Consider the following 12,162-nt stretch of genomic DNA (forward strand, 5'->3'; position numbering starts at 1 on the left):
ACAATTTGCAAGTTTTATTTTCTTTGAGTACGTGATTACTAGTGCAAAGAGGACTTTTTATTCGATTCTCGAATTGTCTATAGCAAGGAGAGGATATGAATGATGTGGAATACTCGTCTTACTAACTTACTCGGAATCGAAAGACCAATTATCCAGGGGGGCCTCGCATATCTTGCTTACCATGAGCTTGCTTCTGCCGTAAGCAATGCAGGTGGTCTTGGACAACTAACTGCTATGTCTATGAACTCAGAAGAACAACTAAGGAAAGAAATTAAGCTTACTAAAAGAAATACAAATAAGCCTTTTGCAGTGAACTTTGCAATTGGGCAACACGGAAGGCCTTATGCACATATGATCGAAGCAGCATTGGACGAAGGGATCGGAATTATTTCTGTTACAGGTGGGAATCCAAAACCCGTTTTTGATCTTGTAAAAGGAACGGATGTAAAGGTTCTAGTTTTAACAGCAGGGAAGCGACAGGCGCTCAAAGCTGAGCAATTAGGTGCCGCTGCAGTCATGGTTGTTGGTCAGGAAGGTGGTGGTCACCTTGGGAAAGAAGACACTGGTACAATGGTTCTTGTTCCTCAAGTGGTGGATGCTCTTTCCATTCCTGTCATTGCATCAGGGGGAATTGCTAATGGTCGAGGATTGATGGCTTCTCTTGCACTTGGAGCTGAAGGTATTGAGATGGGGACAAGGTTTATTGCAACGAAGGAATGCACTCACGCTCATGCTAACTATAAGGAAAGAATTCTAGCGAGCAGCGAAACAGATACCGCTATTATTAAAAGAAGTATAGGCGCCCCGGCAAGAGTCATTCGAAATTCGTTCACTGATCGAATCAATAATATTGAGAATCATAGTGGCGACTATGAAAGTCTTAAACCATACATAAGTGGCGAAGCAAACAGGAAGTTTATTTATGAAGGAAGAGAAGACGAAGGATTTGCCTGGGCAGGTCAAGTAATTGGAGCCATTCAGGATGTGCCATCTGTTCAAGAATTATTTAATCGTATTGATTTTGAAGCAGAACAAATAATGTCAAAATGGACCTTATCGAGAGGAGAATGAAGATGGAAGTACAATACCCGATTTCGATCGATTGGAACAAAGAAGAGGTTATCAAGGTAGTTACTTTCTTCCAATTAATTGAAAAAGCATATGATAACGGTGCTAATAAAGGTGAATTAGTCAGTGCTTATCATGAATTTAAAGACGTTGTACCGTCGAAGTCCGAAGAAAAACAGTTGTTTAAACAATTTGACAAGGAAACAGGCTATTCAACTTATCATGCAGTAAAAGAAGCAAGGGAAACGGAACGTGACAAGGTGTTAATGAATAAATAGAACCAGGAGGCAATGCCTCCTGGTTCTATTTATCGTCAGTTAAAGAGAGTTTATAAATAGGCATCACCGTTTCAAAGGTTTCTTTAACAGCAGCTATAAATTTTTCTCCATTTTTTAGAATTGGGTCATGACTAGATAGATGACGGCCAACTAAGAACTCACCTTTCTTAACATCTCGAAAACGGGTGAGAATCTTTTCCAAATTTGCGTGTTTAACTGCTTCACTTGCACTTTTTTTAGTATGATCAGTAGAAATCATGTAGGATGCAGGAATTTGTTTGTGAAGATCATCCAGATGATCTAGGAACAAAGTGGCCATTTCTTGTTTTCCAGGCAATTCGTAAATAAAAGCTAACCAGATAAACACATGGTCATCGAACAATCCAATTTGGAAATGTGGAAGCATTTTATAACCGCGTTTTTTATGTGAAAACGCCATCCATGTATCAACAGGTGGATTTTTTGTACGTCGTGCATGCTTCGCAATGTGCAGGTGCATTTCATTACCTGTAAGTATTTCTAAATCACTTTGTACTTGTTTACTGATTTCTGCAAATTTTGGTTGAATTCGTTTCTGAATGGCTTCCATTCGGGACTCTAGACCTTCAATTTGGAATGACTCAAAATCGCTATGTGTAAAACCATTAAATGACATAATAACCTCCAATTAGACAATATATAATGGTGCTAGTTTACCATATAAAAGGGTTCAATATGAAAGTTGACGATTTATGTACATTGCTAGGTTTGAAAAATACGCAAAAGAGGAAAAATACTAACAAATAAAGAGGTTGCATAGTTGGAAGATAAGGCATAAGATATAGTAATCAAAGCAGAAATATCAGAATATTCAGTCTTGTGTTCTGGTATCAAATATACTGCTTAAATGAAAAGAAGAGGGGTGTAGGTTACCATGAAACAAGTGATTCAGTCATTGCAGAGAAACGAGGCAGAAAAACGGATTCCGGTGCTGAGAATGGAAATTGACTATGAACTGGCAACGCTACACGATGCAATGACGGCTAGTGATAAAGATGAGATGAAACGATGCAAAGTAAAGCTCGAACTGTTAAGACAGGAAATGATTCGACTAGAGGCATAATCAACGAACCTTGCAAAAAGGTTCGTTTTTTCTGTCTTTCCTGTCATAATAATAAATAGAATGAAATTTATGGTTAAAGGAGATCGAATCATGACACTAGAGTCCAACTGGAATCAGGTATACGAAGATGCAAAAGGGTGGATTCGGGAAGCGGGTAAAGAAATTATTGCCTCTTTCACTACCTCCTATGCTATTGATACGAAAAGTAACCCGAATGACCTTGTAACGGACATTGATAAGGAAACAGAGAAATTCTTTATTGAACGTATTAAGAGGACTTATCCAAACCATCGTATTATGGGAGAAGAGGGTTTCGGAGATAAAGTAGAAGATTTAAGCGGAGTGATCTGGTTTCTTGACCCTATTGATGGAACAATGAATTTTGTTCATCAACAAACAAATTTCGCAATTTCTATTGGGATTTATGAAGATGGAGTTGGGAAAGTGGCTCTTATTTATGATGTAACAAAAGATGAGCTGTATCATTGTTCAAAAGGGACAGGCTTATATTTAAATAATGAGAAATTAAAGCAACTTGAACCAGTAAAGCTTTCTGAGTCTCTTCTTGCTATTAATGCAACGTGGGTAACGGAGAACCACCGCATTGATCCTAGAACATTCTCCCCACTTCTTAAGAAGATTAGAGGAACGAGATCTTACGGAAGTGCCGCCATTGAAATGGCTTATGTTGCTGCTGGTAGGCTTGACGGGTATGTTTCGTTGCGACTTGCGCCTTGGGATTTTGCTGCTGGCAAGTTATTGATTGAAGAAGCTGGCGGAGTGTGTACAACAGTTGATAACAAATCCATTGACCTCCTAGATAAAAACACCATTTTTGTAGGTAATCATACATTCCATACTCAAGTGCAAAAGGAGTACATACAACCTGCACTCGACCAGAATTTCTACCTAAAGACCCCATCAAGTAGATGATTCGAGTTAATCGCAAACAGTTTGAAGGAAGCCTTGTAAATTACCTATACGATTGGACAAGGTCCGATCATAATTGGCTATTAGAGGAATTAGGCAGGTTACCTGGGGAGGAAGATTTGATTTCCTATATCCAGATGTATGAAGGGATGGGATGTGTTTTTCAAGTATGGCTTGAGAATAACAAACCAGTAGCGATAACAAGCGTACTTAACAAAGCACCATCTAATCATAAACCATGGATTGGTATGATCGTCGTTCGTCCTGAAAGTAGGAGGAAGGGGATTGGTCGAGAAGTCATGCGAGAAGTAACAGAGGAATTTGCAGGTGTCGTTTTTGCTGGCGTACCATATGATATGAATAACTGGAGTCTTTTTCTAGGTCAATGTGGATTTGAACAATACGGAATTGAGAAAGAAGAAAAAGGCAACTATTTAATTTTTGTTCACCCTGGTTAGGCAATCAATAAATAAAAAGAGCTGTTGCAAAAACAGCTCTTTTTATTGCTTATTGTTCTGCTTTTCGTTTAATTCGAAAGCCCATTCCCATAAAGAAACCTACTCCGATAAAAGAAAGAAGTCCGCCGATCCAGCTTTGTTCAGCTATAGATACCCCGATTGCGCACATGCTCGCAACCGCTAGAATGGCCATTAAGAGTAAAAGGAAATTATGTTTGTTCATGCGGAAAGCCCCCTTTATAATACTAGTGTACAATAACCAGGTTCAGGGTGAAAGAAGAGAAATTTCGCGTAACGCAATATATGTGTTATAATGGTCTAGTTATTGAGTTTATCGTCAGATATAAGACGAGAATACGAGGAGAGAATAATTAATGGCAATAAGAGAAGATATTCGTAACATCGCAATCATTGCCCACGTTGACCACGGTAAAACGACGCTGGTAGACCAAATGTTACATCAGTCCGGAACATTCCGCGACAACGAGCAAGTAAGCGAACGTGCGATGGATTCGAATGACCTTGAAAGAGAACGCGGGATTACAATCCTTGCTAAAAATACGGCAATTAACTATGAAGACAAACGAATCAACATTATGGATACACCTGGACACGCTGACTTCGGTGGTGAAGTTGAACGTATCATGAAAATGGTAGATGGCGTTCTTCTAGTTGTTGATGCTTATGAAGGCTGTATGCCACAGACGCGTTTCGTACTAAAGAAAGCTCTAGAACAGAAGCTAACTCCAATTGTTGTTCTTAACAAAATTGACCGTCCAGCAGCACGTCCTGCAGAAGTTGTCGATGAAGTAATTGATCTATTCATCGATCTTGGAGCAGATGAAGATCAGCTTGACTTCCCTGTAGTGTATGCATCTGCAATCAACGGTACAGCTAGCCTTGATCCTGAAGTACAGGATGACAATATGAAAGTTCTTATGAACACGATTATTGATAACATTCCTGCACCTCTTGATAACAGTGACGAGCCACTTCAATTCCAGATTACACTGCTTGACTACAACGATTACCTTGGAAGAATTGGAATCGGTCGTGTATTTAGAGGAACAATGAAGGTTGGTCAACAGGTTGCATTAATGAAGGTTGATGGAACTGTTAAGCAATTCAGAGTAACAAAACTCTTTGGTTTCATTGGTCTTAAAAGAGTGGAAATTGAAGAAGCCAAAGCGGGCGACCTTGTAGCGGTTTCTGGAATGGAAGAAATCAACGTAGGTGAAACAGTTTGTCCTTACGATCATCAGGAAGCACTTCCAATTCTTCGTATTGATGAGCCTACCCTTCAGATGACATTCCTAGTAAACAACAGTCCTTTTGCAGGTAAAGAAGGTAAATACATTACAAGTCGTAAAATCGAAGAACGTCTTAGAGCGCAGCTTGAAACTGACGTAAGTCTTCGTGTTGAAAACACAGATTCTCCAGATGCATGGGTTGTATCAGGACGTGGTGAGCTTCACCTTTCAATCCTGATTGAGAACATGCGTCGCGAAGGATTTGAGCTTCAAGTTTCAAAACCTGAAGTTATCGTTCGTGAAGTAAACGGCGTTGCAAGTGAGCCTGTTGAACGTGTTCAAATTGATGTACCTGAAGACTACACTGGTTCTGTTATGGAATCCCTTGGTGAGCGTAAGGGTGAAATGGTGAACATGGTAAACAACGGTTCAGGACAGGTTCGCCTTGAGTTTATGGTTCCTGCACGTGGATTGATTGGGTACTCTACAGAGTTCCTAACACAAACTCGTGGTTATGGTATTATCAACCATACGTTCGAAACTTACATGCCTCTTATTAGTGGCCGTGTTGGTGGACGTCGTGCTGGTGTTCTTGTTTCTATGGAAAAAGGAAAAGCATCAGAATACGGCATTATGGGCGTTGAAGATCGCGGTACAATCTTCGTAGCTCCAGGTACTGAAGTATACGAAGGTATGATTGTCGGTGAGCACACTCGCGAAAATGACATTACTGTTAATATCGTTAAAGTGAAGCAAATGACTAACATGCGTTCTGCAAACAAAGACCAAACGGTTTCAATGAAGAAGCCACGCGTTCTAACGCTTGAAGAAGCACTTGAGTACTTGAACGATGATGAGTACTGCGAAGTAACACCGGACTCTATCCGTCTTCGTAAGAAAATCCTTGATAAGAACGAACGTGAAAAGAACGCTAAAAAGAAAAAAACAGCCCAGTAAGGGTGTCTAAGGCGATTCAAAAGGGGCATCCTTTTGAATCGCTTTTTTATTAAAATGTAAACTGAAGTAAGGTACATACATCAAATAATCCGTAAAAAAGTCGATATTAATCCGGGGGTGTAAAAGTGAATACTGAACCTGCAATAGCATCTAATAACCTTTCCTTCTTTGCCAAGTTAGTAGGAATAGAAGACAATATGACGCTAGGCTTTTATTTACTCTATGCAATTATCGTTGTACTTTGTATAATCGTTTATCGTCTTGGTTTCGCTAAGAAACTACCAGTATTGAAAAATGCAATTGTCTACGCTGTACTTGTGATTGGCTGCTTCCCTTTAACCTTTTTTGGAATAGGTTTACCGGTAGCTGAAGGATTAGTTGCCTCTGCTGTCGTATTAATTATTTATAAGGTTAGATTACACCAGTCCAAGAAGAAAGAAGCTTAATGTCAAATACCCGGAGGGAACGTTTGAATCTTCAGGATGCGATGTACAACTGGCTTAGTATTAAAGTAGTTGCAGATAAGAGGAAGACAGATCAAGCAGCACAGGATACGAGTAGCTTTTTCGAGGAGATTTTAACAGAAGATCACGGGCTAACTGATATTGTGATCGAATTAACGCCTGATTATTATGTAGTGAAATATCAAAAGAATGACCAATTGGAGTCTAAGAAATTTCCGATTGAACTGATTGATGCGTTGTTACTTTCTATCCAGAATGAACCGAAATACAACCAATGAATGTAAAGAAAGACGTGCAGAGTGCACGTCTTTCTTGTAACACATTATTTTTCATTCATAGTGTACACCGCAAATAGGATCACTGCATAAATGGCATGTCCAAAAGTCCAATACCCGATTGAACTTAGATCCATCAAGTCCGGAGTTGGTTTAATAGCGAGGTAAGTTAATGGGAAGTAAAGAAAGACAGTCGGTAATGTGAGCATGTACGCTAAGACTGCTTGAGCTTCCTTTTTCCGTGGAAAGTACCGTGCGCAAGCTATACTATAAACAACACCAATAATTAGTGAAATAATAAGATGGAATCCGAATTCAATGATTTCTGGCCAATTAATGCTCCCAATAATCGGTATAAAGTCGATATTGAGGAGGAGTGTGTACACAAGGTTACCTGTTAACGCCTGAATTGCTTTTAAGATAAGGCCAAGTGCAATACCGGAAATTGTTCCAGCTATAAGTCCAAGCTTTACCTTACCATTCATCGTTTGACTCATCTTGATGGTAAAGCTTGAAATCACCTGTATCTTTCCGCTCCTTAGTTCGAGTTTCGATCCGTTCATTGCAGGAATCACACATATAGGTGTGGATCGGTCTGTTGCGAAGCTTCTTTGCAAGCGGGCTACCGCTATCAATATTTTCAATTTTATCACATAGGACACATTTTACTCGCATCGTAAACACCTCTCATTCCTTGTTGTTAGTATAGCATGAATAAATAGGGGATTTGCAGTGTAATGCGCGAGAAAGCATATTTAATTATGGAGGGATAATCATGCCAAATAAAGTGGATACAACACTTTCGAGTGAACTTTTAACTCTATTGAAAAGGGAACAATATGTTTTGCTTTCTACAATCGACCATGAAACCACAGGGCCGAATGTAAGTGCCATTTCATGGCTTTATGCGGTAAATGACCGTTCTATCGTTTTTGCGGTTGATAGCAAGTCGAGAATTGTTAAGAACATTAGTGCGAATGAAGAAATTACGATTACCTTAATCGGTAACGAGAGTACTTATTCAATTGGTGGTAAAGGCGTACTTGTTGAAGAGAGGATGGAGGGTGTTCCTCTTAAGCTTACGAAGTTTATGCTTCAAATTAAAGAAGTAAGAGATGTAATGTTCTATGGTGCTAAAATGTCCGTAGAACCAGCATATGAGAAAACATACGATCCTGAAGCTGCTGCTAAACTTGATCGATCTGTCATGTCTGAACTGAAAAAATCAAATGCACTAACATAGAAAAAAACGGCCGATTTGGCCGTTTTTCTATTGTTCAAGATCTTGTTTCTCTTGCTGCTCTTTCAACTGTTTCTCATTTTTACCAGGTAGTTGTTTATCATTTGAACGAACCGGCTCAGGCTCTGATTTATTCGATTTACTTGGAACCTCTGGCATAAGTCGTCCAACAATATCTGCTAATTCTTCCATCACACCTCCGACAGGATGCCCTCTTTTAATCTGAGTGGCTATTTCTTTAAGGCGATAGGTTGTATCAGCGTCTGCTGTAATGACGGCATTAGCACCGTAAGGATCTTTCTGTAACGCTTCCGCGACTGTGTATTTAATTGTACTTACACGTGATCGATCAAGTTTTTGATTCACATCGATGCCTACTACAGCATATTTCCCTGTCACTACAGCAGTTGCATCATTTACATTAGGTACTTGTTTTGCAATTGTTACGAGATGCTGAGCTATGTCGGTAGCAGAGCGGTTCTCATCTACCGGCGTCCGTACAGACTGCTTAACGTATTGCACTCGGTCTGTTTGCTCCTTTTTCTCTGCCACAGGTTCTTCGTTAGCTTGACAAGCTACGAGAAGACATATAATTCCGAGGAAACTCAATCCAACTTTCTTCATATCGATTACCTCCATAATAGGTTAGTCGTCTCAAATTAAATCATTTTGCTAATTATTTTCTGAATAACCGTCTAACTTTATGCACCTGCTCATAGATTATAAAAAACGTAGATAGTCCCAACTGCCATTCGTACTTGTGATAACAACTTAAATCTTGTCAGGAGGCGAAGTGTTGGATAAGGTTTACGTCCTAGACACTAACGTGTTACTACAGGATCCAAATGCAATTTATTCATTTGAAACGAATGAGATTGTTATTCCGGCTGTGGTTCTAGAAGAAGTGGATTCCAAGAAAAGGTATATGGATGAAATAGGTAGAAATGCAAGGCAAGTGTCACGTATGATTGATGGGTTTCGTGAACGTGGTAAACTTCACGAATCGATTCCCCTTGAAAATGGAGGCACACTCCGAATCGAGTTGAATCACCGATCATTTCAATATTTACAAGACAAGTTCGTGGAGAAAACAAATGATAATCGAATTCTAGCGGTTGCGTTAAATTTGTTCCTAGAAGAAGGGAAATTGAAGTCTGGCAGAACGGTAATTCTAGTCAGTAAAGATGCTCTAGTACGAGTAAAAGCGGATGCGATGGGGATTCAAGCTGAGGATTTTTTAAGTGATCGTGTTGTTGAATTTAACCAAATATACACGGGCTACGAAGAGCGTTACGTTGACGCTGAGTTATTAAAAAGCTTTTTTGAACATCATTTTATTGATCAAAAGCAATTAAAGGGCAGACCACTTTATCCAAACCAATATGTTATTTTAAAAGATCCGCTTCAAGCTTCTTCATCAGGAATTGGTAAAGTTGATATGAACGGAAAGCGTATTGAGAAAACAGCAATGGAAACAGAATACATGTGGGGAATTGGACCAAGGAATGTTCAGCAGCGAATGGCGCTTGACCTTCTGGTACGAAAAGACATTCCGCTTGTTACCCTTGTAGGAAAAGCAGGAACGGGTAAAACGCTTCTCGCTATGGCGGCAGGGTTAATGCAAACAGAAGATTTAAACCAATACAAAAAGTTGTTTATTGCAAGACCTATTGTACCTGTTGGAAAAGATATAGGTTTTCTACCAGGGGAGAAAGAAGAAAAACTTCGACCGTGGATGCAACCCATTTTCGATAATTTAGAATATCTATTTAACGTGAAGAAGACTGGAGAGCTTGAAAAGATTCTCTCAGGAATCGGTTCCATTCAGGTAGAAGCTCTAACGTATATTCGAGGGAGAAGTTTACCAGATCAGTTCATCATTATTGACGAAGCGCAGAATTTAACAAAGCATGAAGTGAAAACGATATTAACGAGGGTTGGTGAAGGCAGTAAAATTGTTCTACTCGGTGATCCTCAGCAAATCGATCATCCGTATCTTGATGAATACACAAACGGGCTGACATATGTAGTAGAGAAATTTAAAGAACAGCCGCTAAGCGGACATGTTAAGCTTGAGAAAGGTGAACGCTCCCTGCTTGCCCGAATTGCGGCTGATCTTCTTTAAACAATTGTAATGCTTGAAATATGCTTATATGGATCTTGCGCATTTGATCCATCTCCAAAATAAAAATGAACCGGTCCATCCTCTCTGAGCGGCTTTCCGTCTTTCGAAAAGCCAAGAAAGCCGTTCATTGCTTCTTCCATCGTAAGAATGTAATCATCACCATTCTCACTAGCTAGCTGGACATTAAGACCATTTTCAATCGGATCAGCATTGGATAAGAAAGGGGCAAGCGGGATCACGAAACTTCCTGTTAGTACGCGCTCTTTCTCAAACCGTTTAATACTCTTATTAACAGGAGGTTTAATTCCTGTACGCTCTCGTTCCCATCTTTCAGCTTGAGCCTTGATGTAATCGTTCTCATTCTTCTCTAAAGAATCGTCGAATTTTAGGAATTCCTCTAATTCAATTTTTCGATCATCAAAAATCCATACGCTCGCGTCTAATGTAATGGAATAATTGACTTTCCCCTTAATGGGTATAATCGTTTCCATCTTGTACACCCCACAATCAAAATCTTTTGCAAAACAAGTATACCCGTTATGCTTGCATTTGTCACATTTGGGGAACAGTATGGTGAGAGTCAATTCGTTAGAGCGGGAGGATTCAATATGAGATGTCGTACAGAAGAAGAATTAGTTGAACTAGTGAGACGAAATAAAGGCTATACGAAAGATGGTAAGGTAGCGGATTATATCCCAGCACTAGCAAAGGCAGAACCAGATAAATTAGCAATTGCCATTTATTCAAAAGAAGAAGGGTGTTTGTCGGCAGGTGATGTAGGTGAAATGTTTACACTCCAGAGTATTTCCAAGGTGCTTACACTTGCGCTTGCAATTATGGACGTAGGAGAAGAACAAGTTTTTAAAAGAGTAGGGATGGAGCCTACAGGAGATCCGTTTAATTCCATTGCAAAGCTTGAAACAATGGTTCCATCAAAACCTTTAAATCCAATGATTAATGCTGGGGCACTTGTAGTAACAAATATGATTCATGGGAGCTCAGTGGAAGAGAAAGTTGGACGTATTCTGCAGCTGATCCATGATATGACGAATAACTCAAGCATCCGAATTAATGACGAAGTTGCTGATTCAGAATACGAGTCTGCCAACCTTAATCGAGCGTTAAGCTATTTTATGAAACAGCATGGGATTATCGATGATAATGTCGAGATGTTGCTTGAAGCCTATACGAAACAATGTGCCATTGAAGTAAATTGCAAAGACCTAGCAAGAATTGGAATGGTTCTTGCGAATGAAGGGAAAGACCCTGAAACAGAAAGACCAATTATACCAAGATACATTGCAAGGATTGTGAAAACGTTCATGGTCACGTGTGGAATGTATAATGCGTCAGGAGAATTTGCTATTAATGTAGCAATTCCTGCAAAAAGTGGCGTATCTGGTGGTATTTTAAGCCTTGTACCTAATGAGATGGGGATAGGCGTGTATAGCCCGCCTCTTGACACGAAAGGGAATAGTATAGCAGGAAATAAGCTTCTTGAGAATTTATCTTCACAATATGAATTAAGTATCTTCTAATTACACTTACCCTGCTTTTTCTTGCAATTTTTTTGCATTCCTTTTATGATTATAGAAGGAATGGGAAAGGGAACGGAGGGATCAGATTTGTCAACTGGGATGGCAACAGGACATCGTGAAAAAGCATACGAGCTGTTAAAGGCCGATGCGCATAAGATCCTAAAACTCATCGAAGTACAAATGGAGAATTTGACTATGCCTCAGTGTCCTCTGTATGAAGAGGTTCTTGATACACAAATGTTTGGTTTATCTCGCGAAATAGATTTCGCTGTTCGTCTTGGCCTTGTAAATGAAGAGGATGGGAAGGAACTGCTTGAGTCACTTGAGCGGCAGCTTTCAGCTCTGCATGAAGCTAGTATAGGGAAATAACAGAAACTCAAACTATCCTCGATAGTTTGAGTTTTTTTTGTTGCCACTTACGAACCCAAACTTATAATATGATAGAATACGAGTAGGTCTTAATAGAATTCAGAAGAT

Annotated in this window: 18 protein-coding genes; 12 read left to right on the top strand and 6 right to left on the bottom strand. The window is 39.6% G+C overall.

Annotated features, from left to right (window positions below; all coding sequences use genetic code 11):
• Positions 1–99 precede the first annotated feature (99 nt).
• Both JI666_RS00980 and JI666_RS00985 read left to right on the top strand, forming a co-directional pair.
• Entirely contained in the window at positions 100–1,071 is a 972-nt protein-coding gene (locus JI666_RS00980; protein WP_206887976.1) for an NAD(P)H-dependent flavin oxidoreductase, read from the top strand.
• A 2-nt stretch (positions 1,072–1,073) separates the two neighbouring features.
• Positions 1,074–1,346: a UPF0223 family protein gene (locus tag JI666_RS00985; RefSeq protein WP_206887978.1), complete on the top strand. Its 273-nt coding sequence runs from the start codon at positions 1,074–1,076 to the stop codon at positions 1,344–1,346.
• 25 nt (positions 1,347–1,371) lie between these two features.
• Here JI666_RS00985 and JI666_RS00990 read toward each other — a convergent pair whose 3' ends face one another.
• Positions 1,372–2,001, bottom strand: a complete 630-nt coding sequence (locus JI666_RS00990; RefSeq protein WP_206887980.1) for a YktB family protein — start codon at positions 1,999–2,001, stop codon at positions 1,372–1,374.
• A 258-nt stretch (positions 2,002–2,259) separates the two neighbouring features.
• Here JI666_RS00990 and JI666_RS00995 point away from each other — a divergent pair, with 258 nt between their 5' ends.
• The 3 genes from JI666_RS00995 (at position 2,260) to JI666_RS01005 (ending at position 3,836) form a co-directional block, all read left to right on the top strand.
• A complete protein-coding gene (locus JI666_RS00995) occupies positions 2,260–2,448 on the top strand; it encodes a YkzI domain-containing protein (RefSeq protein WP_206887982.1) in 189 nt (62 codons plus the stop codon).
• Between the two features lie 90 nt (positions 2,449–2,538).
• Complete coding sequence (locus tag JI666_RS01000) at positions 2,539–3,381, top strand: inositol monophosphatase family protein (protein WP_206887984.1); 843 nt, start codon at positions 2,539–2,541, stop codon at positions 3,379–3,381.
• Positions 3,382–3,497: 116 nt separating this feature from the next.
• Positions 3,498–3,836 (top strand): GNAT family N-acetyltransferase, encoded by a 339-nt coding sequence (locus tag JI666_RS01005; protein WP_206887986.1) that lies wholly within the window; start codon positions 3,498–3,500, stop codon positions 3,834–3,836.
• A 49-nt stretch (positions 3,837–3,885) separates the two neighbouring features.
• Here JI666_RS01005 and JI666_RS01010 read toward each other — a convergent pair whose 3' ends face one another.
• On the bottom strand, positions 3,886–4,059 hold the full coding sequence (locus JI666_RS01010; RefSeq protein WP_206887989.1) for a DUF5325 family protein: 174 nt from the start codon (positions 4,057–4,059) through the stop codon (positions 3,886–3,888).
• Positions 4,060–4,210: 151 nt separating this feature from the next.
• On the opposite strand from JI666_RS01010, the gene typA reads away from it, so the two are divergent.
• From typA to JI666_RS01025, 3 genes are all read left to right on the top strand, one after another.
• Positions 4,211–6,043, top strand: a complete 1,833-nt coding sequence (typA, locus tag JI666_RS01015) for a translational GTPase TypA (RefSeq protein WP_206887994.1) — start codon at positions 4,211–4,213, stop codon at positions 6,041–6,043.
• Positions 6,044–6,240: 197 nt separating this feature from the next.
• A complete protein-coding gene (locus JI666_RS01020; RefSeq protein WP_206889246.1) occupies positions 6,241–6,489 on the top strand; it encodes a YlaH-like family protein in 249 nt (82 codons plus the stop codon).
• Positions 6,490–6,512: 23 nt separating this feature from the next.
• Positions 6,513–6,785, top strand: a complete 273-nt coding sequence (locus tag JI666_RS01025; RefSeq protein WP_206887996.1) for a hypothetical protein — start codon at positions 6,513–6,515, stop codon at positions 6,783–6,785.
• 44 nt (positions 6,786–6,829) lie between these two features.
• Here the strand turns inward: JI666_RS01025 and JI666_RS01030 are convergent, their stop codons facing one another.
• Positions 6,830–7,267, bottom strand: coding sequence for a hypothetical protein (locus tag JI666_RS01030; protein WP_206887999.1), 438 nt, complete (start codon positions 7,265–7,267; stop codon positions 6,830–6,832).
• Positions 7,257–7,457, bottom strand: a complete 201-nt coding sequence (locus tag JI666_RS01035; RefSeq protein WP_206888001.1) for a YlaI family protein — start codon at positions 7,455–7,457, stop codon at positions 7,257–7,259. The genes JI666_RS01030 and JI666_RS01035 overlap by 11 nt, the downstream gene beginning before the upstream one ends.
• Before the next feature lie 100 nt (positions 7,458–7,557).
• On the opposite strand from JI666_RS01035, the gene JI666_RS01040 reads away from it, so the two are divergent.
• A complete protein-coding gene (locus JI666_RS01040) occupies positions 7,558–8,025 on the top strand; it encodes a pyridoxamine 5'-phosphate oxidase family protein (RefSeq protein ID WP_206888003.1) in 468 nt (155 codons plus the stop codon).
• Positions 8,026–8,052: 27 nt separating this feature from the next.
• On the opposite strand, the gene JI666_RS01045 is transcribed toward JI666_RS01040, so the two are convergent.
• A complete protein-coding gene (locus JI666_RS01045; protein WP_206888005.1) occupies positions 8,053–8,646 on the bottom strand; it encodes a YhcN/YlaJ family sporulation lipoprotein in 594 nt (197 codons plus the stop codon).
• 172 nt (positions 8,647–8,818) lie between these two features.
• Here JI666_RS01045 and JI666_RS01050 point away from each other — a divergent pair, with 172 nt between their 5' ends.
• Positions 8,819–10,147 carry a PhoH family protein gene (locus JI666_RS01050; RefSeq protein ID WP_206888007.1) on the top strand — a complete coding sequence of 443 codons (1,329 nt, stop codon included), beginning with the start codon at positions 8,819–8,821 and terminating at the stop codon, positions 10,145–10,147.
• Here JI666_RS01050 and JI666_RS01055 read toward each other — a convergent pair.
• The gene (locus JI666_RS01055; protein ID WP_206888009.1) at positions 10,144–10,638 is read right to left on the bottom strand and encodes a peptidyl-prolyl cis-trans isomerase; all 495 of its coding nucleotides are present in this window, start codon (positions 10,636–10,638) and stop codon (positions 10,144–10,146) included. The genes JI666_RS01050 and JI666_RS01055 overlap by 4 nt on opposite strands.
• Positions 10,639–10,755: 117 nt before the next feature.
• On the opposite strand from JI666_RS01055, the gene glsA reads away from it, so the two are divergent.
• Both glsA and JI666_RS01065 read left to right on the top strand, forming a co-directional pair.
• Positions 10,756–11,685, top strand: coding sequence for a glutaminase A (gene glsA / locus JI666_RS01060; RefSeq protein WP_206888011.1), 930 nt, complete (start codon positions 10,756–10,758; stop codon positions 11,683–11,685).
• Positions 11,686–11,784: 99 nt separating this feature from the next.
• Complete coding sequence (locus JI666_RS01065) at positions 11,785–12,054, top strand: Fpa/YlaN family protein (RefSeq protein WP_369810606.1); 270 nt, start codon at positions 11,785–11,787, stop codon at positions 12,052–12,054.
• Positions 12,055–12,162 lie beyond the last annotated feature (108 nt).

This window comes from Bacillus sp. NTK071, from assembly GCF_017303315.1.
Classification (GTDB): domain Bacteria; phylum Bacillota; class Bacilli; order Bacillales; family Guptibacillaceae; genus Guptibacillus.